General features: G+C 70.5%; 21 protein-coding genes. 7 read left to right on the top strand and 14 right to left on the bottom strand.

Translation table 11 applies throughout. The annotated features are described in order from the left end of the window. The first annotated feature begins 3 nt into the window (after positions 1-3). Positions 4-2574, top strand: a complete 2571-nt coding sequence (locus U2P90_RS07570; protein WP_322474437.1) for an HD domain-containing phosphohydrolase — start codon at positions 4-6, stop codon at positions 2572-2574. Positions 2575-2632: 58 nt separating this feature from the next. Here the strand turns inward: U2P90_RS07570 and U2P90_RS07565 are convergent, their stop codons facing one another. The 5 genes from U2P90_RS07565 to U2P90_RS07545 all read right to left on the bottom strand — a co-directional run bounded on the left by U2P90_RS07565 (position 2633) and on the right by U2P90_RS07545 (position 6160). Further along, positions 2633-2758, bottom strand: coding sequence for a hypothetical protein (locus tag U2P90_RS07565; RefSeq protein ID WP_295815402.1), 126 nt, complete (start codon positions 2756-2758; stop codon positions 2633-2635). A gap of 192 nt (positions 2759-2950) precedes the next feature. After that, positions 2951-3901, bottom strand: a complete 951-nt coding sequence (locus U2P90_RS07560; RefSeq protein WP_322474436.1) for a DNA polymerase III — start codon at positions 3899-3901, stop codon at positions 2951-2953. Positions 3902-3906: 5 nt separating this feature from the next. Next, a complete protein-coding gene (locus tag U2P90_RS07555) occupies positions 3907-4668 on the bottom strand; it encodes a metallophosphoesterase family protein (RefSeq protein ID WP_295815406.1) in 762 nt (253 codons plus the stop codon). 69 nt (positions 4669-4737) lie between these two features. Beyond that, entirely contained in the window at positions 4738-5262 is a 525-nt protein-coding gene (locus tag U2P90_RS07550; protein ID WP_322474435.1) for a GNAT family N-acetyltransferase, read from the bottom strand. Then, positions 5255-6160 (bottom strand): carbon-nitrogen hydrolase family protein, encoded by a 906-nt coding sequence (locus tag U2P90_RS07545; RefSeq protein WP_322474434.1) that lies wholly within the window; start codon positions 6158-6160, stop codon positions 5255-5257. Before U2P90_RS07545 ends, U2P90_RS07550 begins: the two co-directional genes overlap by 8 nt. A 31-nt stretch (positions 6161-6191) precedes the next feature. Here U2P90_RS07545 and U2P90_RS07540 point away from each other — a divergent pair, with 31 nt between their 5' ends. The 4 genes from U2P90_RS07540 (at position 6192) to argB (ending at position 9573) form a co-directional block, all read left to right on the top strand. After that, positions 6192-6788: a 5-formyltetrahydrofolate cyclo-ligase gene (locus U2P90_RS07540; protein WP_322474433.1), complete on the top strand. Its 597-nt coding sequence runs from the start codon at positions 6192-6194 to the stop codon at positions 6786-6788. A 25-nt stretch (positions 6789-6813) separates the two neighbouring features. Beyond that, positions 6814-7410: a DinB family protein gene (locus tag U2P90_RS07535; protein WP_322474432.1), complete on the top strand. Its 597-nt coding sequence runs from the start codon at positions 6814-6816 to the stop codon at positions 7408-7410. A gap of 132 nt (positions 7411-7542) precedes the next feature. After that, the gene (locus U2P90_RS07530) at positions 7543-8619 is read left to right on the top strand and encodes a PilT/PilU family type 4a pilus ATPase (RefSeq protein ID WP_295815416.1); all 1077 of its coding nucleotides are present in this window, start codon (positions 7543-7545) and stop codon (positions 8617-8619) included. Between the two features lie 204 nt (positions 8620-8823). Further along, entirely contained in the window at positions 8824-9573 is a 750-nt protein-coding gene (gene argB / locus U2P90_RS07525) for an acetylglutamate kinase (protein ID WP_322474431.1), read from the top strand. A 146-nt stretch (positions 9574-9719) separates the two neighbouring features. On the opposite strand, the gene U2P90_RS07520 is transcribed toward argB, so the two are convergent. The 8 genes from U2P90_RS07520 to U2P90_RS07485 all read right to left on the bottom strand — a co-directional run bounded on the left by U2P90_RS07520 (position 9720) and on the right by U2P90_RS07485 (position 16962). Further along, entirely contained in the window at positions 9720-10277 is a 558-nt protein-coding gene (locus U2P90_RS07520) for a GNAT family N-acetyltransferase (protein WP_322474430.1), read from the bottom strand. A 22-nt stretch (positions 10278-10299) separates the two neighbouring features. Continuing rightward, the gene (locus U2P90_RS07515; protein WP_322474429.1) at positions 10300-11454 is read right to left on the bottom strand and encodes a VanW family protein; all 1155 of its coding nucleotides are present in this window, start codon (positions 11452-11454) and stop codon (positions 10300-10302) included. Positions 11455-11577: 123 nt separating this feature from the next. Continuing rightward, positions 11578-12699 (bottom strand): 5-(carboxyamino)imidazole ribonucleotide synthase, encoded by a 1122-nt coding sequence (gene purK / locus U2P90_RS07510; RefSeq protein ID WP_322474428.1) that lies wholly within the window; start codon positions 12697-12699, stop codon positions 11578-11580. Then, positions 12696-13193, bottom strand: a complete 498-nt coding sequence (purE, locus tag U2P90_RS07505) for a 5-(carboxyamino)imidazole ribonucleotide mutase (protein WP_295815446.1) — start codon at positions 13191-13193, stop codon at positions 12696-12698. The genes purK and purE overlap by 4 nt, the downstream gene beginning before the upstream one ends. 174 nt (positions 13194-13367) lie before the next feature. Continuing rightward, positions 13368-14114 (bottom strand): bifunctional dihydropteridine reductase/dihydrofolate reductase TmpR, encoded by a 747-nt coding sequence (tmpR, locus tag U2P90_RS07500; RefSeq protein WP_322474427.1) that lies wholly within the window; start codon positions 14112-14114, stop codon positions 13368-13370. Continuing rightward, complete coding sequence (locus tag U2P90_RS07495) at positions 14111-14524, bottom strand: NUDIX domain-containing protein (RefSeq protein WP_322474426.1); 414 nt, start codon at positions 14522-14524, stop codon at positions 14111-14113. Before U2P90_RS07495 ends, tmpR begins: the two co-directional genes overlap by 4 nt. 33 nt (positions 14525-14557) lie before the next feature. Continuing rightward, positions 14558-16048 (bottom strand): ABC transporter permease subunit, encoded by a 1491-nt coding sequence (locus tag U2P90_RS07490; protein WP_322474425.1) that lies wholly within the window; start codon positions 16046-16048, stop codon positions 14558-14560. Then, positions 16045-16962, bottom strand: coding sequence for a DMT family transporter (locus U2P90_RS07485; protein ID WP_322474424.1), 918 nt, complete (start codon positions 16960-16962; stop codon positions 16045-16047). The genes U2P90_RS07490 and U2P90_RS07485 overlap by 4 nt, the downstream gene beginning before the upstream one ends. 158 nt (positions 16963-17120) lie before the next feature. Here U2P90_RS07485 and U2P90_RS07480 point away from each other — a divergent pair, with 158 nt between their 5' ends. Together U2P90_RS07480 and U2P90_RS07475 are read left to right on the top strand one after the other, a co-directional pair. Next, positions 17121-17312, top strand: coding sequence for a hypothetical protein (locus U2P90_RS07480; RefSeq protein WP_322474423.1), 192 nt, complete (start codon positions 17121-17123; stop codon positions 17310-17312). A gap of 94 nt (positions 17313-17406) precedes the next feature. Further along, entirely contained in the window at positions 17407-18057 is a 651-nt protein-coding gene (locus U2P90_RS07475) for an SRPBCC family protein (protein WP_295815431.1), read from the top strand. Between the two features lie 141 nt (positions 18058-18198). Here U2P90_RS07475 and U2P90_RS07470 read toward each other — a convergent pair whose 3' ends face one another. Continuing rightward, on the bottom strand, positions 18199-18669 hold the full coding sequence (locus U2P90_RS07470; protein WP_322474422.1) for an OmpH family outer membrane protein: 471 nt from the start codon (positions 18667-18669) through the stop codon (positions 18199-18201). Positions 18670-18702: the final 33 nt, after the last annotated feature.

The following is an 18702-nucleotide window of genomic DNA, read 5'->3' as shown; positions in this document are numbered from 1 at the left end:
CGGATGACGTCGCCACACCAGCTCTCTGATCAGCGCGGCCCCGGGCACAGCGATCCGGCACTCGACGCGCTGCGCGCCGATCTCGAGTCACAGCTCGCGGCGGAATCCGAGGTCTCCCTGCAGACGGCCGAGGAATTCGTGCGGCGCGCGGCGCTTCAGGGCACGGTTCACGACACGGCCCTGGCCCACGTCCTGCAGACACGGGCGCTCATGCTGTCCATGGAATACAAGCGTGCGTGGGAGTGCATCGCAGTGGCGATCGAGCTCTTCGGGCAGGCGCAAGATCCGGTGCACCAGGCGAGATCCGAGGCACTCGCCGGGAAGATCTGTTTCGCGCTCGGGGAAGGCGTCGAGGCCGAGCGGCTGCTGCGGCTCGCCCTGGGCCGTGTGTCGCCCTCCAGTGATCCCCAGCAGCGCGACGTGCAGGGGTTCGCACGCAATGTCCTCGGCAGCGTCCTGTTCAGCACGGGCAGGGTCAAGGACGCGCTGATGTGCTTCGAGCAGGCGCTGGACGACTGGCGGGCCCTGGACGATCTCACTGGACAGGTCAAGACCCTGACCAACATCGCCAACATCCAGAGTTCGATCGGCAACGCCGCCGCCGCCATCCACACGCTGAACGAGGCCTACACCACCAATCACGCCTCTGGCAGGGACATCAAGCTGGACAGTTTCATCCTGATCGGTCTGGCACGGGCCCACTGGCTCAACAACGATCAGGAACTCGCCGTCACAGTGGGCCGGTCGGCGCTCGAGTCTGCCCGGGCCACCAGAGACGGCGTGCTGGAGGCCACCGCGCTGCTGAATCTGGGCAGCGCGTATCTGGGGATCGACACGGAACTCGCGTCGGCGTACCTCGGTCAGGGAATCGGCCTGAGCCGGGCAATCGGGTTCAAGTCAGGCGAGATGTCCGGACTCGACAGCCTGGGCAAACTGAACGGAGACCTCGGCCACCACGGCCCTGCCAGGGATGCTCTGGAATCCGCGCTGCAGATCGCACTGGAACTGGGTGAGACGCAGGGTGAACTCGAGTCCAGGCTGCACCTGGCAGACGTGGAATTGTCGCTGGGCCACCTTGAGCAGGTCGAGGGGCACGTCCGGCGGGGCCTGACCCTGGCACAGGAAAGCGAAAGCCCGAAGGAGGAGGCCGAGGCCCACCGGATTCTGTCGGCGCTGGGCGCACGGCAGGGGGACTACCGACGGGCGTTTGAGCACGCCCAGGAGCACGTGCGGATCAAGGACGAGCTGTTCAATACCGAACGCGACCGACAGACGCGGAACCTGAGCATCCAGTTCGAGGTGGATCGTGCCCGGCACGACGCGAACATGTACCGCATCCGGACGGAGGTGGAGCAGGAGGCGCGGCTGGCGGCGGAACAGCGCGTGAAGGAACGGACGGCGGAGCTGGCGCGGGCGCACCAGGAGATCGTGACGCGGCTGGCGATGGCGGCGGAGTACCGGGACGACACGACGGGGGAGCACACGCGCCGGGTGGGGCGGGCGGCGGCGCGGATCGCGCGTGGCCTGGGCTGGCCGGAGGAGCGGGCGCGGATCCTGGGGGTGGCGGCGCGCCTGCATGACGTGGGCAAGATCGGCATTCCGGATGCGATCCTGCTGAAGGCCGGGACGTTGACGCCTGAGGAGTACGAGCAGATGAAGTCGCACACCCTGATCGGGTCGCGGATCCTGTCGGGGGGTCGATCCGATCTGTTGCGGATGGCGGAGGAGATCGCGCTGTCGCACCATGAGCGCTGGGATGGGCGCGGGTACCCGTTCGGGCTGAGTGGCGAGGCGGTGCCGCTCACGGGGCGGATCGTGGCGCTCGCGGACGTGTTCGACGCGTTGACACAGGACCGGCCGTATAAGCGGGCGTGGACGTCGCAGGAGGCCCTGGCGGAGATCAAGGGGCTGGCGGGCACGCATTTCGATCCGGCGCTGGTGGATCTGGCGCTGGAGGTGCTGGCGCCGGGCGGGGACGCGCTGGTAGACGACGGTGCGCTGGACGAGGAGGACGCGTCACACCTGTTGAATGTGTTCGAGCAGTTGCAGATGGAGCGGCTGCGGGACGTGGAGGAGGCGCGGCTGGCGGCGGAACGGTCGGCGCGGGAACTGGAGCGCATGGCCCGCACAGACGTGCTGACAAGCCTCCTGAACCGCCGGGCGTTCGAGACGGATCTGGAGGCGGCGGTGCGGGCGCCGGTGGCGTTGTGGGTGGTGAGCTGTGACCTGGACGGCCTGAAGGCGACCAACGACGCGCTGGGGTACGGGCAGGGGGATGGCCTGCTCCAGCGGTTCGCTGGAGCCCTGGAGCGGGTGTTCGCGGGGGTCGGGCGGGCGTACCGGATGGGTGGGGATGAGTTCGCGGTGATCGGATCGGGCGCGCAGGACGACGCCTCGCTCAGGGCGCTCATGGACGCGGTGTTGCGGGAGGCGGGTGGGGAGGGGCTGCCGCACGTGAGTGCGAGTGTGGGCGTGGCACGCACCCCGGACGATGCGCAGACGCCGGGTGATCTGCTGCGGGAGAGCGACCGCCGCATGTACGCGGACAAGCTGCGCCGCCGGGCGGGCGCGTAGGGCACAGGCCGCCCGGAACGCATCCGGGGCGGCCTGTGGTGACTGTGTCAGCGGATGTTCAGCCGGCCCAGGCGATCTTGCTGCCGTCGGTGTGAACCGTTCCGGACGTGCCCTGGATGGACGGGGCGGCCATGGCGCTGCTGCACACCAGCGATGCGAGGAGAACGACGATCAGTTTCTTCATGCTGTACCTCCTGTTGTGGAACTGAAGTCACTGTACCTGTCCCCTTTCCGTGGCTCTGCCACACTTGACCACCCCCCAGGTGGGGGAACGGGTACCGTCAGACGCACCTGCGGAACGCGTGACTGCCGGCCCGTGGGCACAGCTGTGTGGGCAGGAGCAGAAGCCGGCGCCAGCTTGCCCGGCGGTGGGTGTTCAGGTGTGGCCGAACGCGTCCCGGAGGGCCAGCGCGAACACCTGGAAGGCCAGGCTGGGACTGGCATAGGCCTCCAGGGCGCCTTGAAGGGCGTCCAGGGCCGTGTCGGCGCGGGCGCGCTGGTGGGCAGGGTGGTGCCGCCACACGAAGCGCAGGGTCTCGGGGTGCCACGCGGGGTCAAAGCGTTTCTCCAGGGCCTCGGCGGCCTCCAGGGCGGGCAGCAGACCGTCTGACAGGGCAGCACTCAGGTCACGGGCGTCCTGCAGGGCGCTCCTGACCTTGTCCAGCTCGTCCAGCATGCCGGCGCGTCCGGCGGCGAACTCGACGAGTTCCGGTTCCGGCGCCGCTCCGGCAGCGATCAGAGCACGCTCCAGGGCCCGGTCGCTGGCGGGAGCCACGCCCACGCGGGCGCTGCGGCTGACGACGGTGGGCAGCACCGCCCGGACGTCCTCGGCCAGGAACAGGAACAGGGCTCCGTGCGGGGGCTCCTCGACGAGTTTGAGCAGGGCGTTGGCGGCCTCGGGGCCCAGATGCTCGGCCCCGTTCACGATGACCACGCGGCGCCGGTGGGTGGGGCGCACCTCCAGGAACTCGAAGACGTGCACCTCGTACTCGTGGGCCTTGTCGCGGGCATCGAGAATCGCGCCGATGGGAATCAGCTTGCGGCGCGCCGCCTTGCCGGTGGTGGTCGTGGCGCGCGGCTCGACGAGCAGCACGTCCGGGTGGCTGCCGGCAGTCATGGCGCGGCACGACGGGCACTGACCGCAGGCCTCGCCACCGGGGCCACGCGGGCCGGTGCAGTTCTGTGCGGCGGCGATGGCACGGGCCACCGCGAGCTTGCCCACGCGGGCGGGGCCGCTCAGCAGCAGGGCGTTGCCCCGGAAGGCGTCGGCCTGTTCCAGCACCTGCGGGTGCAGGCTGACCGGCGGGCTCGCCGGAGATCCGCTCATGGCGCCTACTTCCCGACAGCCAGCCGGGCGGCGAGCACCTGCGGCAGTCCGGCCTCCAGGGCCGCCTCCTGGGCACGCTCGATGTCGTAGGGCACGCGGAAGACCTCGTAGTGCATCCGCACCGAGTCGAAGACCGCGTAGCTGGCCTTGGGGTTGCCGTCGCGCGGCTGGCCCACGCTGCCGGGATTCAGGATCACGCGGGTGCTGGGCGGCACGAGATAGCTGCCGCCGTCCTGGAACAGCTGCATCTTGATCCACTCGCCGACCGGGGCGTTCAGGGTGGCGTACACGGCGGGCACGTGCGTGTGGCCCACGAAGGCCAGGCGCCCGTGCCACTGCGCAAACGCCTCACGGGCGGCCGTGACCGAGTCCGTGTACTCGTCGAGGCTGGTGGGCGTGCCGTGGCGGTAGCGGGCCCCGATGTCCGGATCATCGACGCCGTCGCGCCACAGCCGCACCCACGCCACGTCGCGTTCGGACATGCGTTCGAGCTGGTACTTGAGGGCCAGCGACACGACACTGTCCTTGGGGGCACGGGTGCCGTCGGCGTACTCCAGCAGCATCTGGTCGTGGTTGCCCATGATGCACACGGCGTCCAGATCGCGCAGCGTGTCGAGCACCTCACGTGGGTGCGGGCCGTAGCCCAGGGCGTCGCCCAGGTGGATCACCTGATCGTACTTGCGGGTATCGGCATCCCTGAGCACCGCCTGGAGGGCGGTGTGGTTGGCGTGAATGTCGGAAAGCAGCAGGAGCCGCACACCGCGCATGATAGCGCCCCCAGGGCGACCGGTCGCGCTGAACTGTGTTCAGCTGTCCCCACGGTCATTCGGCCGGGATCAGTCCGCCTGGGTCAGGGGCCGCCACATCCAGTCCTCGGCCTGCAGGGCACCGTCACGGCACACGGCGTCCGGCTGGCGGCCCCACACCCGAAAGCCGTGGCGCTCGTACAGGCGGCGCGCAGCGGCCTGCGTCTCGATGACCGCCAGGTGCAGGCTGTGCACACCGTTCCACGTGCGCGCGTGGGCCACGGCCGCGTCCAGCAGGGCAGCTCCGACCCCCTGTCCCCGTGCGGCCGGAGCCACCGACACGCCGTACACGTTCGCCCGGTGCGCGAGAACGGCGCTCTCCTCACGCACCAGCGTGAGCAGGCCGACCAGCGTGCCGTCCAGCACTGCGCCGAAGGTCACAGCATGGGCCGTGGGCTCCAGCCGATCCGCCACGCTCTGCAGTGGCCGCGCGGCGAAGTCCGCCGCCGTGGTCAGGAACGCGTCCGGGTCGTTGCACAGCGCCTGCAGCCGCACCTCCCGGTACGCCTCCACATCCGAACGGCCCAGGGGACGGACATGAAGCCGCTCAGCCACGGACGGGCACGGTCAGCGCCACGGTGTCCGGCATGCTCGGACGTTCCTGGGCCGCCACGCGATCCCGCCAGTTCAGGACGTGGCCGTCCACGCGCACGTTCCGGGTCAGCGTCAGGTCGAGGTCGTGGATCAGCCAGCCCGGCGTGTTCCACTCCCCCTGCGCGACGATGCCGTCCTCGGGCAGACCGTTGTCGGCGGGTGCATAGATGGCGCTCATGCCGTGGGCGTCCTCGACGGCGTACGTCCACATGGCGTCCGCGATCAGTGGGGCGTGCAGGGCGTAGCACTGCCCCTCCAGGGCACGGGCCATGCTGCCCACCCTCACGCGCGTGTAGCCGCGCCGGGAGCCGGTGAAGGACGGCACGACCAGCAGTTCCGCGCCGGCCTCGGCCAGGGTGCGGGCCAGACGCGGGAATTCGCTGTCGTAGCAGATCGCCACGCCGAAGGTCACGCCGCCCAGGTCGAAGACCCGCGTGCCCTGGCCGGGCGAGATGTGCCACTCCTCGTCCTCGAAGCGGGTCATCATCAGCTTGTCCTGCCACGACACGGTGCCGTCCGGGCCGATCACGTACGCGCGGTTCACGTAGCCGTCCCCGGACGCGACCGGCAGGCTGGCCGCCACGATCCCCACGCCGTGCTGCTGCGCGAGCCGCACATGCAGGGCCAGGAACTCCGGCAGCAGCGCCTGGAGGGCCGGGCGCATCCCGATCACATCGTGGTGGAGTTCCGGGGGGAGCAGGCTCACGAGTTCCAGGGCACCGTACTCCGGGAAGACCAGCAGGGCCGCCCCCTGTCGGGCCGCGTCCTGCACCCACGCCGAGACCTTGGCCTCGTAGGCTGCCCAGTCCGGGTGGAAGTCCACCGGGTACGCCGCCACTGCCACACGGATGACCGTCATGTTTCCAGTGTAGCGGCGGTAGCCTGAGTCCATGACGGTGAATTCGGCCGCCCCGCCCGGAACCACGGCCGGCGCGTACCGCGAACAGATCTGGACGGCCCTGCTGCGTGCCCGCGCCTGCGGGTATCCAGTGCCCCCGCACGGGCACCACCCGAATTTCACGCACGCCCGCCGGGCCGCCCACGCCCTGCTGACCCACCCGGAGGTGGCGGCGCTGCGGGTGCTGGTCGTGGGGCCAGAGCGCGCCCTGCTGCCGCTGAGGACACTGGCGCTGCGGGCCGGCGTGACCGTGTATGTGCCGCACCAGAAGAAGGAAGGCTGGTACTGGCGGCTCACGGACGTGGCCGGGGCGCGCCTGTCGGCCATGCCCGCCGTGGGCGAGGCGGTGCGGACACCGGACGGTGCCCAGGGGGCGGTGCTCGCGTGTGTCGCCGTGGATGGCCATGGGGCGCGGCTGGGCAAGGGCTTCGGCTGGGGTGCCCGGGGCCTGCACCTGGGCGTGCCGGAATACACGCTGGCCCACCCGCTGATGATGACGCCGGCGCTGCCCTGCCCCGCCGATTCGCGGGTGGCGCTGATCGGCACCCCCGGCGGCATGATCGCGGCGCAGCCCCGTCCGGAACCCTGAGTGGCCCGCGCACGTAGTGGGGGGCATGACGTCCCCCCGCAGCAAACTCCTGCCCACCATCCTGACCGTCGCCGGGGTGGGCGTGGCCGCCGGCGCGGCGTATCTGGCGCGGCAGCGCAAGGGCGAGGTCAAGGACTTCGTGGTCGCCCGCGTGCTGGAGGCCCCGGCCGGACGCAGTTCGTACACCGAACTGGCCCACAGCCTGGAACGCGCCGGGGATCATCTGGCGGGCCGGGCCGCCCGCGCGACCGACACTCCCGCGAACCGCGACGTGCTGGCACATGTCATCACCATCGAGCGCTGGGGCCAGAACCGGCTGCGGGTCGCGCTGGGCGAGCGACCCTACGTCCGTGACGAGTCCAGCGCGTACCGGCCTCCATCGATCCTGACCCTGGACGACCTGCGCGTGCTGCTGTCGAGCACCCGTGCCGGCACTGTGGACCTGGCCCGGCAACTGCACCGCCGCCCCCCGCAGGAAGACCTGACGGTGGAGCACAACAGCCTGGGGCCGCTGACCGCCAAGGCGTGGCTGCGCTACCTGACCCAGCACGCGGATCTGGAGAGCCGGCGCCTGCGGGGCGGGGCAGGCGTGGCCGTTTCAGGGGAACATGTGACGTCCTGACCACCGATCCCCCCCGCCGGGGGACAGGCTGCCCCGAACCTGTGGCCGAGGGCTGGGACGGCCTTGCCACCCGATCACAGCCGGTGGGGGCGCAGAGTTCTGTAAGACGGCTCCCCCTACGCTGAGTGGAAGATGAGTGTCCTGAACAGCGTACTGTCGGCGATCGTGAAGGATGGCGCGAGTGACATCCACCTGCGCACCGGAAGTGCCCCGGCTGGGCGCGTGGACGGCGAGATCAAGCGCTACGGCGACGCCCGGCTGGGGCCGGAGCACGTCGAGGGCTTTGCCCGCGAGATGATGACCCCCGCCATGTGGACACACTTCCAGGAGAAGCGCGAGGCAGATTTCGCGTATGGCATCCCCAATCTGGCCCGCTTCCGCGTGAACGCGTACTACCAGCGCGGCACCATCGGCCTGATCATGCGCGTGATCGAGGACAAGGCCATCCCGTCGTTCAAGGATCTGGGCCTGCCGGAGGACACCTTCGGGCAGCTCGCGCAGCACGAGCGCGGGCTGGTGCTGGTGACCGGCCCGACCGGCAGCGGCAAGACGACTACGCTGGCGAGCATCCTCGACCACATCAACGCCACGCAGCCCGTGAACATCGTGACGCTCGAAGACCCGATCGAGGTGCTGCACCGCGACCGGATGGCGATGATCAGCCAGCGGGAACTGGGCATGGACACCCTGAGCTTCGCCAACGGCCTGCGCGCCAGCATGCGGCAGGATCCCGACATCATCCTGATCGGCGAGATGCGCGACAAGGAGACCGTTGAGGCGGCGCTGTCGGCCGCGCAGACCGGGCACCTGGTCTTCAGCACACTGCACACGCAGGACGCCGTGCGCACCGTGAACCGCATCATCGACTTCTTCGCGCCGCACGAGCGCGACCAGATCCGCCAGGGCCTGTCGGAGAGCATCGTGGGGATCATCAGCCAGCGGCTGCTGCCACGTGCCGGGGGCGGGCGCGTGCTGGGCATGGAGATCCTGCTGGGCACCCCCACCGTGCGTGAATGCATCAAGGACGCCGAGCGCACCGAGGAGATCAAGCAGGCGCTGCTGGAAGGCGGCTCACGCGGCATGCACACCTTCGACCAGCACCTCGCCGAACTCGTGGCGATGGGCAAGATGACCCCGGAAGACGCCATGGCCTCCGCGACCAGCCCCCACGAACTGAAGATCATGATGATGCGCGCGCAGTTCGCGTAATTCCGATTTCATCGGTTCATTGAGCCGATGAAATCCGACCGGAGGGAGTAGGAACAAGAGACCGGCTCCGCGGCATGGAGCCCTTATCGGCGCTCTCCCGGTGAGGGCGGAATAGAGCGGAGTCGGTCTTACAGAGGGCCGAGGGCAGCCGATTTTTAGCCCTTGGCCCTCTGCCGTCTGCCCTCTGCTCCTACACTGCCTTCCATGATCGTGAAGTACGGCGGGAATGCCATGAAGAGCGTGGAGCTGCGGCGGGCGGTGGCGGCGGAGATCGCGGCGCTGCGCGCGGAGATGCCGGTCGTGGTGGTGCACGGGGGCGGGCCGGTGATTGAGCGGGAGCTCGCGGCGCGGGGCGTGACCAGCGCGTTCGTCGGCGGGCTGCGCGTGACGAGTCCGGAGGCGATGGACGTGGTGGAGATGGCGCTGTGCCAGCTGAATAAACAGCTCTCGCAGGACGTGGGGCACGCGGTCGGGCTGATGGGCCGTGACTCTGGTCTCCTGCAGGCCGAGATCCTTGATCCGGCGCTGGGGCGGGTGGGCCGCGTGACCGGCGTGAATGCCGACCTGCTGCGCACCCTGCTGGGCGCAGGCATCACGCCCGTGCTGGGCTGCATCGCCGTGGGACCGGACGGAGACGCGCTGAACGTGAACGCCGACACGGCCGCAGGGGCGGTGGCCGGGGCTCTGGGCGAGGGCATCGTGTTCCTGACCGACGTGGACGGCGTATACCGCGCGTTCCCCGACCCGGAGAGCCGCGCAGCGACCCTGACCCGCACCGAGGCGGAGGGGGGCATCGTGGACGGCTGGATCGCGGGCGGGATGATCCCCAAGGTGCGCGCGGCTCTGGACGCCCTCGACCGCGGGGCTCCGTTCGCCACCATCGCCAGCGGCATGACCGCCGGGGTGCTGGCGGCGGCGGCGCGGGGCGAGGCGGGCACGCGCATCACGCCGTGACGAGCGGTGTCACAGCAGTTTTCAGTTCCATGGAGGGGCTGAACTGATGCCCCAGGGCTCCACTACCAACCGCTGCCGTGTCTGTCACTCGCTCCACTCGTTCCAGGGGGAGTGAGAGAACCCCTCGCTCCCCCTGGGATCTGCTGTCAGCGGGTGATGGAGTAGATCAGCGTGTCGCGCGGGCGCGTGGGGTCGTCGGCGGCCACGTCGAAGTTCACGAGCCGCGCGTCCAGGGTGTAACCCAGGGCGGCGGGAATGCGGGCGCTGCGCCCGTTGTCCGCGTCGCAGCGGATCTCGATACGGCGCAGGCGCAGGTCATTCAGGGCGTAGTCCGTCAGGAACGCGGCGACCTCCTGCGCGTAGCCGCGGCCAGTGTGTGCCGTGGCGATCCAGTACCCGATCTCCCCTTTCGGGACGCGCCAGTCCAGCGAGTGGTACCCGCTGGAACCGACGAGTTCCGTGCCGTCCGCGTTCCAGACGAGCAGGCGCAGGTTCTCGCCCGTGGCGTAGGCCTCAGCGGCCCGTGCGAGGTTCTCCCGCGCGCCCTCCAGCGTCTGCGGTTCCTGCGCCCACAGCATCCAGCGGCGCAGTTCCGGCAGGCTGGCGTTCACGGTGTCCACCTGGGCCTGGGCGTCCTCCGGGCGGGGGGCACGCAGCAGCAGGCGGGCAGTGCGGAACTCGGTGGGCACGGTCGGCGCGGTCACGTGGGCAGGATAGCCCGGCCGCTCAGTTCAGCCGCCGGTCCCCCGGATTCACGCCGTACACCGCGCCCCACGGCTTGTAGACACTCTTCAGCGTGTCCCTGCTGACCATTTTGCCCCTGACCTTCACCGTTCGCGTGATCACGCTGGTCATGCCCTGCATTGGTGTGTCGAGCAGGCGCCGGCCACCGGCCGCCACACGGACATCCGGCGTGTAACTGGGACTGGCCGGGGCCTTGAAGGCCGTGATGACCGGCTTGCTGATGGTCACGCTACGCCCGGTGTTCGCGCCGAACACGTCGAAGCGCAGGGTCTGGGCCCTGCGATCCCACGCGGCCTGGATGAACAGGTGCCGGCCGGTGTCGTTCTTCATGCGCAGGTTCTTGGCGGGGGCGTACACGGTCGCCTCGAAGCCGACAGGGTCGTAGTACCCGACCCGGTGGCTGTGCTCGTGCCGCTCGGTGATCGGCAGCCCGGCCTTATACAGCGCCCGGAAGATGGTCGTGCTGACCTGACAGATGCCGCCGCCGTCCTCCTTGCTCAGGGTGCCGCCGCTGATGACGAAGCCCTTCACGAAGCCGGTGCTGGCGTCGATCTGCCCGACCTCCTTATTGAAATCGAACTCGTGGCCGGGCGCGATGAAGAAGTTGTCGAGCTTGCTGGCGCCCACCAGGACGTTCTTCACACGGAAGTTCGGGCTGCCCCGGTAGGAACTGTTGCCGGTGGCGACATGCCACCGCACCCCGCGCTGCGCGAGCACCGCCACGCTGCGGGCCGGCACGACGCGCCGGTACGCGATCTGGGCGGTGGGCTTCCCCGCCCGGATGGCCTTCAGAAGGTTTGCCTTGGTGCCGTCGCGGTCGAAGATCCAGCCGGTCTGGTCAGTGGCGACCCACGACCCGCCCACGTTGCGGAAGGTCGCGGGAACGGGCTTGCGGGCGTTCACGGTCTTCTCGATCTGCGCCAGCACCGGGCTCAGGGTGGTGCTGACCTTGCCGTGCGCGCTGCTGGCCTTCACGCCAGCGGCCGGGAGTGTCCACGACTTCGTGAAGGCGTGCGTGGTGACCTCACCCTTCCGGATCTTCTGTTCGCTGGCGGTCAGGACGAGCTTGAAGGGGGACTGCGCGTGGGCGGCGGTCACCAGGGAGAGGGTCAGCAGGGGCAGGAGGAGGCGCGTCACCCCGGTACGCTAGGGCCGCCCGCCTGACGCACCGTGAGCCGCGGTTGGGCCGGCGTTCACCGGACCCTGTGCCGGGATTGAACCAGCGGGGGCACCTCCCCCCCGAGCTCCAGCCCCCGACGCTCACGGCACCAGCGCCTCCAGCGAGGTCAGCCGGGCCCGCAGGAGTGCTGTGTCCGGCGCCACGAGGTTCACGTGCCCCAGCTTGCGTCCGGCCCGCCAGTCCTTGTGGTACAGATGCACGTGAGTACCTTCCAGTGCATCGATCCCGGCCCAGTCGGATTCCAGCGGCGTGCCATCGGGGCCGGCCACGCCGACCACGTTCACCATGGCGCACGGGTGGAGGGGCCGCCAGTCGGTGATCGGCCGGCCCAGCACCGCCCGAACCTGGGCTTCGAACTGGCTGATCCCGCCGCCGTCCTGGGTGAGGTGGCCGCTGTTGTGCACGCGCGGCGCGACCTCGTTCACGAGCAGCTCACCGCCGGGCAGCTGGAAGAACTCCAGCGTCATCAGGCCCTCCAGGCCCCAGGCGTCGGCCACGGCACGGGCCTGCTCGCGGGCGGCGGCCTCCACCCCGTCCGGCACCTCCGCCGGGAACACGCTGGTACGCAGGATGCCGTCCCTGTGCACGTTCTCGACCAGTGGCCCGAAGGCCACCCGACCATCCGGCGTGCGGGCCACCCCCAGACTGACCTCGCGCTCGAACGGCACCAGTCCCTCCAGCACACAGGGCACGCCGCCGAGCCCCTCCCACGCCGTGCCCAGGTCATGGTCGCTGGCCACGCGGCGCTGGCCCCTGCCGTCGTAGCCGAGTTCGCTGGTCTTCAGGATGCCGTGGCCGCCCACCGCCCGCAGTGCTCCCTGGAGGGCCGCTGCGTCCTCGATGACCACGAAAGGCGCGGTGCGTGCCCCGGCCGCCCGCAGCGCCTGCTTCTCGCGGGCCCGGTGCTTGCTGCGGTCCAGCAGCCCGGCACCGGGCCGCACCGGCACGCGCCCGCGCAGTGCGTCCAGGGCGGCCACCGGCACGTTCTCGAACTCCAGGGTCACGGCGTCGCACGCGGCCAGGGCGTCCAGCCCGGCCGGGTCGGTATACGGCGCGTGGATGTGGTCGGCACACCGCCGAGCCGGGGCCTGGGCGTCGGGTTCCAGCACGGTCACGCGCACGCCCAGCGGCAGGGCGGCCAGCGCTAGCATCTGCGCGAGCTGCCCGCCGCCCAGGATGCCAAGATGGGCCAGCGGGGTCATTCCGCACCCGCCCGGGGATGTCCCTCGAAGAAGGGGTCGTCCAGCACGGCCTGGGTCTGGCGGGCGCGGTGGGCATCCAGCCGCTCGCGCACCGCCGTGTCGGTGGTCGCCAGGATCGCGGCGGCGAACAGGGCGGCGTTCTTCGCGCCCGCCACGCCGATGGCGAAGGTCGCCACGGGAATGCCTGCGGGCATCTGCACGATGCTCAGCAGGCTGTCCTGGCCGCTCAGTGCCCGCGACTGCACGGGCACGCCCAGCACCGGCACCCGCGTGAAGGCCGCGAGCATCCCCGGCAGGTGCGCCGCCCCCCCCGCCCCGGCGATGATGCACGCCAGGTTCAGCCGCTCGGCCCGCGCACCGTAGGTCGGCAGCAGGCCCGGCGTGCGGTGCGCCGAGAGCACCCGCACCTCGTACGGAATGTCGAGGTCACGGAGCACGTCCAGGGCGCCCTGCATGGTCTCGAAGTCGCTGCGGCTGCCCATCACCACGCCCACACGGGGGGCCGGGGTGCTGGGCGTGGAGGCGTCGGTGGTCGTCACGCGCCGCATGCTACCGGGCCGGGGCGCCGGGGGTCGCCCGCCCACTGGACACGCCAGGGGGGCGCAGGGTCTGCGGGTGAGGTCGGTGGAGCGGAGGGGGTTGCCCGCCGGATCACCTGCCCTCCCCTGCTACAGGTTCCAGCCCCCGGCCACTTCCAGCTCCTGGCCGGTCAGGTAGTCGCTGGCCCTCACGAAGGACAGGGCGGCGTCCACGAGTTCCTGTACGGTACCCAGCCGCCCGGCGGGGATGTCGCGCAGGGGCTGGCTCACACTGGTCTCGATCACGCCGGGGGACACCGCATTCACGCTGACGCCGCTGCCCGCCAGCACGACGGCCAGCGAGCGGGTCAGGTGCAGGACTCCGGCCTTGGCAATCACGTAGGGGACGATGCCCGGCCGCGCCAGGACGTTGCGGGCACCCGCGTAGCCGAGGTTCACGATCCGGCCGTAGCCGAGGTGCTGCATGAGCCGAGCGGCCTCCTGGCACGTGGCGAAGGTCGAGGTGAGGTTGCTGCCCAGCATGTCGGCCCACTCGGCATCGGTGGTGTCCAGCAGGGGGCGGTTCACGTAGTTGCCCACGTTGTTCACCAGCACCCCCAGGCCGGGGCCGGGGAGCGCCGCGTGGGCGTCCTGCACGAGTCGTCGCGCCCGGGCGGGATCGGTGACGTCCGCCTGCAGGATGACGGCCTGTACGCCGGCCTCACGGCACTGCCGGGCAGTCTCGTGGGCGTCGGCCTCGCTGCTGCGGTAGTGCACGGCCACGTGGCAGCCCTCGCGGGCCAGGGCCACCGCCAGTGCCCGCCCGATCCCACGAGCCGCGCCCGTGACCAGGGCGGTGCGGCCCGCCACGTCCGGTGGCACCGGCGGTGCGGTCACGCGAGTTCCTCGCGCTGCACGGCGAGTTCCACCAGCGTCCGGGTGATGGTGTTCAGCGGGTAGTCCAGCGCCCCGCGCAGCGGCACCCACGCCCACTCCTCGATCTCCTCGTTCGGCGTGATGTCGTGGCCGGAGGTGGACGCGAAGAAATCGACGAGCAGCAGATGCGCGTCCGTGTGGAACTCGGGCGACCGCACCGATTCCTGGGTCTGCGCGTACAGGACGTCGTGGAGTTCCAGGCCGACCTCCTCCTGAAATTCACGTCTCACCGCATCCAGCAGGGTCTCGCCCCACTCGACCTTGCCGCCTGGCACGCCCCACAGCCCCCGCCACTTGGTCGTCCGGACGAGCAGCACCCGGCCGTCCGTGCCCCACACCAGCGCCCCCACACACACCACCGGCCTCTGCATGTGGGGCAGCGTAGCGTGCCCGCGCGTGCCGGGTCAGCGTCCGCGCCTACGCATGACGCGGCGTTCCAGGGCCGTGATCAGCGAGTACACCAGCACCCCGAACAGCACCAGCAGCGCGATCGCTGCGAACTGCGTGGCCTTGTCGTAGTACGCGCCGGCCGCCTGCACCCGGAAGCCCAGCCCCTGCTGGTTCGGATCGACGAATTCCCACACGACCGCCCCGATCAGCGCGAGGCTGGCCGCCAGTCGCAGGCCGCCCAGCAGCACCGGCAGGGCGCCCGGCAGTTCCAGGTGCAGCAGGCGCTGCATGGGGGTGGCCCGCAGCGACGAGAAGACCTCGTGGTACGCCCGGTCGACCTCGCGCACGCCGACCAGCGTGGAGACCATCACGGGGTACAGGGCACTCAGGGCCGACACGAGCACCGCCGGCAGGTGGCCGTAGCCCAGCCACGACACCAGCAGCGGGGCCAGCACCACGATCGGCGTGCTCTGCGACGCCACCAGAAAGGGGCTCAGGAAGCGCTCCAGCGCCCGGATCCGCGCCAGCGGGTAGCCGATCAGCAGGCCCAGCGAGCCGCCCAGCAGCGTGCCCGCCAGCGCCGTGCCCACCGTGACCCCGAACGACGACGCGAACAGCGCCGGATTGCCGGTCAGCTTCGCCCACACCGCGCCCGGCGTAGGGAGCAGGAAGGGCTGATCGAGCAGCGCCGCCGCCGCCGCCCAACCCGCCAGCCCCAGCACGATCGCCAGCAGCGGCAGCAGCCGCGACCAGCTGAAGGGCTCGCTCGCCTCGGTGCGGATGCGGGTGGAGTCGCCGGCCCCCAGCACCGCCCGCAGGTGCCGTTCCAGGCCGTCGGTGTACGCGCTGACGCGGCCCTCGCCGCGCGTGTCGAGCACCTCCACGATCACGCCGTTCCGCAGCACCGCCACACGGTCGGCCAGCCACACGGCCTCGCGGATCGAGTGCGTGACGAGCACGGTGGTGCGGCCGGTCTTCTCGTGCAGGTGGCGTAGCTCGGCGTTGAAGCGCTCGCGCACCAGGGCGTCGAGCGCCGCGAAGGGCTCGTCGAGCAGCAGCACGTCGCCGCTCTGGGCCAGAGCGCGGGCCAGCGCGATGCGGGCCCGCATGCCGCCCGAGAGCTGTGCCGGGTAGTAGTCGGCGTAGGCGTCCATGCCGACCAGATGCAGCGCCTCGCGGGCGTCCAGGCCGCCGCCGGTGCCCAGCACGGCCGGAAGCTGGACGTTGCGCAGCGCCGTGCGCCACGGCAGCAGGCGGTAGTCCTGGAAGACCAGCGCGGGGGTGGACTCGACCTGCACCGTGCCGGCTGCCGGCCGCAGCAGGCCCGCGATCACGCGCAATACGGTGCTCTTGCCCCCGCCCGAGGGCCCGATCAGCGCCAGGAACTCGCCCCGGCGCACGTCCAGCGTCACGCCGCCCAGGATGGTCTCGCCACCGAGTCTGACCGCCACGGCGTCCAGGCGGATGGGCGCGTCCACGTCCACCGGCAGCGCGGCAGCGGTCACGGCGTCTCCGCCGGGCGCGGGCGGCCCACCGTGTTCACGAGCACCACGCCTGCCACAGCCACCGCGCCGCCGATCAGCGAGATCACGTGCGGTACCTCGCCCAGCCACAGCCACGCGATCAGGATGGCGACCACCGGCGACACGTACAGGAACGACGTCGTGGCGCTCGGCCCGACCCGCGAGAGGGCATACGTCCACGTCAGGTAGGCCAGCGCGGCCGGGAACACGCCGATATAGATCATGGCGAGGTGCGCGTCCAGCGGCGCGGCCCGCAGCTCGGACGCGAAGCCCGGCAGGAACACCAGCATGGGCACGGTGCCCAGGATCAGCGACCACACCGTGAAGTGCAGCGGGTTCATCACCTTCAGCACGGGTTTCTGAAACACGAAGTACACCGAGGTGAACAGCGCCGCCGCCAGGATCAGCAGCGCCCCCTGCGTGAAGCTCACGCCCTGGCCGCTGCCCAGAACGATCACGGTGACGCCGACCAGACTGACCAGGGTGCTCAGCCACCCCAGCACATTCAGCCGTTCCCCGGCAAAGCGCGTGGCGAGCAGCGCCGTGATCACCGGCCCCGCCGCGATGATCAGGCTGGCCGTGCCCGCCGGAACGGTCGTTTCGCCGTAGTTCAGGCACACGTGGTACAGCGTGATGCCGAACACGCTCAGCAGGGCGATGCGGCCGGCCAGCGCCGGTGGTGGCAGCGGGATCCGCGCCACCACGGCATAGATGCCCAGCGCGGCGGCGGCGACCAGGAAGCGGTACAGCGTGACGTGCCCCGGTGTGAACGCCTCCAGACCCACCCGGATGCCCGCGAAGGCTGACGCCCAGAACGCGATCGTCACCAGGATCGCCGCCAGGGACAGCGGATCGATCCGGCCGGGAACAGGAGCGGCAGTGGACGGCACCCTCATCCGGCCCAGCCTAGAGCACCGTGGGCAGGGCGTGCCCCGCGCCGGTCACGGTCAGCCTCAATTTCGCCGCAAGGTGGCGTACACCCACGCAGCCATATCCCACGAGACCATGCGAATCGAGCACGCCCCACCTGGGGCCAGCACTGGAGGACACCCGCATGGAAGACGACCGAAAGGACACCCTGAGCACCCCCGAGACCATGGACACCCACACGGGCAGCGACACGGCCACGCACGGCGCGAACACCAATCTGGACACCAACACCCAGGGCGGCCCGCAGACCGGGGCCGACCGCGCCGCCACCGAGGAAATCGAGCGCCAGCACGCACCGCAGGACGAGCAGGAGTGAAGACGGCACCGGGGATTGCTCTAGACCCAGTTGGTCAAGCCTTCACGTCACCCGGATTCCGGACGCCTACACTGCCATTCACGGAGGACACAAGATGACCAACAACCAGACTGGAATGGATCAGACGCGCATGATGACGGGCGCTGCCGGCGGGGCCCTGGTGCTCATGGGCCTGCGCAAGCGCGGCGTGCTGGGCCTGGGGATGGCGGCGGTGGGCGGCTACTTGGCATACCGCGCCGCGACCGGCACCGACCCCGTGATGGCGGCGGCCGGGCTGGGCGGCACCTCTGCCGCGTCCAAGCCGATCTTCGTGGAGCACAGCGTCGTGATCGACCGCGCCCCGCAGCAGGTCTACGACTACTGGCGCAAGCTGGAGAACCTGCCGCGCATCATGAGCCACCTCGAGAGCGTCACCGAACTCGACGCCAAGCGCAGCCGCTGGGTCGCCAAGGCCCCGCTGGGCACGCACGTCGAGTGGGAAGCGGAGATCGTGAACGACAAGCCCGGCCAGCGCATCGGGTGGCACTCGCTGCCCGGCGCGACCGTGGACAATGCCGGCAGCGTCCAGTTCGAGGAACTGCCCAATGGGCACACCCGCGTGCACGTGGCCCTGTCGTACCGGCCGCCCGCCGGCCCGCTGGGCGCGGCCGTGGCCAAGCTGTTCGGCGAGGAGCCCAGCCAGCAGATCGCCGAGGATCTCCAGAAGTTCAAGGCCGCGTTCGAGGGCCAGAGCGCTCAGGCCTGATCGACTGACCACACCACGGCACCGACTCGGAAAGAGAAGTCCCGAGTCGGTCTCTGTTTGTCCGGCTCCACACCAACAGCACACCGCCCGTGACCTGTGATCACGGGCGGCGTGCCGACGAGTGGGGTGCTCTGAGCTGGATTACTTGAGCAGCTTCTGTACCGCTGCGGTCAGGCTGGTGCTCTTGTCGGCGTACAGCACCAGACTGGTCTGCGCGGCGACCTTCTCGTCCATGACGACCGTGAAGCCGTTGGCCTTGGCGGCCTGCGCGACGGCCGCGTTCAGCTTGGTACTCAGGGGCGCGAAGGCCGCCTGGATCTTCTTGGTGTGATCGGCCTGCACCGTCGCGTAGGCCTGCTGGGCCTTGGTCGCGGCCTGCCGGTCGGCGGCGCTGCCACTCGAACTGGCCTTGGCGAGCAGGGTCTGCAGCGAGGCGCGGCGGGCCTTGAGGTCGGTCTCGGCCTGGGTCATGGCCTTGGTGTACGCGGCGCTGTTCGGCATGGCCCTGACCAGCGTATCCACGTTCACGAAGGCCACGCGGGCTTTGGGCTGCTGGGCGTGGGGCACGGTGGCCAGCAGCGCCAGGGGCAGCAACATCAGGATTCGGTTCACGACGGCATTCCTTTCGCACTGCGGGCAGTGCAG

Source organism: Deinococcus sp. AB2017081 (assembly GCF_034440735.1).
Taxonomy (GTDB): Bacteria; Deinococcota; Deinococci; order Deinococcales; family Deinococcaceae; genus Deinococcus; species Deinococcus rufus.
This window is presented reverse-complemented; position numbering and strand designations above follow the sequence as displayed.

Bases quoted from the DNA above. Each gene is read 5' to 3' on its own strand.
- U2P90_RS07495 (WP_322474426.1), bottom strand. From the start codon at position 14,524: ATGCAGAGGCCGGTGGTGTGTGTGGGGGCGCTGGTGTGGGGCACGGAC.
- U2P90_RS07565 (WP_295815402.1), bottom strand. From the start codon at position 2,758: ATGAAGAAACTGATCGTCGTTCTCCTCGCATCGCTGGTGTGCAGCAGC.
- U2P90_RS07475 (WP_295815431.1), top strand. From the start codon at position 17,407: ATGACCAACAACCAGACTGGAATGGATCAGACGCGCATGATGACGGGC.
- U2P90_RS07560 (WP_322474436.1), bottom strand. From the start codon at position 3,901: ATGAGCGGATCTCCGGCGAGCCCGCCGGTCAGCCTGCACCCGCAGGTG.
- U2P90_RS07530 (WP_295815416.1), top strand. From the start codon at position 7,543: ATGAGTGTCCTGAACAGCGTACTGTCGGCGATCGTGAAGGATGGCGCG.
- U2P90_RS07570 (WP_322474437.1), top strand. From the start codon at position 4: ATGACGTCGCCACACCAGCTCTCTGATCAGCGCGGCCCCGGGCACAGC.
- U2P90_RS07540 (WP_322474433.1), top strand. From the start codon at position 6,192: ATGACGGTGAATTCGGCCGCCCCGCCCGGAACCACGGCCGGCGCGTAC.
- U2P90_RS07535 (WP_322474432.1), top strand. From the start codon at position 6,814: ATGACGTCCCCCCGCAGCAAACTCCTGCCCACCATCCTGACCGTCGCC.
- U2P90_RS07480 (WP_322474423.1), top strand. From the start codon at position 17,121: ATGGAAGACGACCGAAAGGACACCCTGAGCACCCCCGAGACCATGGAC.
- U2P90_RS07555 (WP_295815406.1), bottom strand. From the start codon at position 4,668: ATGCGCGGTGTGCGGCTCCTGCTGCTTTCCGACATTCACGCCAACCAC.
- U2P90_RS07485 (WP_322474424.1), bottom strand. From the start codon at position 16,962: ATGAGGGTGCCGTCCACTGCCGCTCCTGTTCCCGGCCGGATCGATCCG.
- U2P90_RS07545 (WP_322474434.1), bottom strand. From the start codon at position 6,160: ATGACGGTCATCCGTGTGGCAGTGGCGGCGTACCCGGTGGACTTCCAC.
- purK (WP_322474428.1), bottom strand. From the start codon at position 12,699: ATGACCCCGCTGGCCCATCTTGGCATCCTGGGCGGCGGGCAGCTCGCG.
- argB (WP_322474431.1), top strand. From the start codon at position 8,824: ATGATCGTGAAGTACGGCGGGAATGCCATGAAGAGCGTGGAGCTGCGG.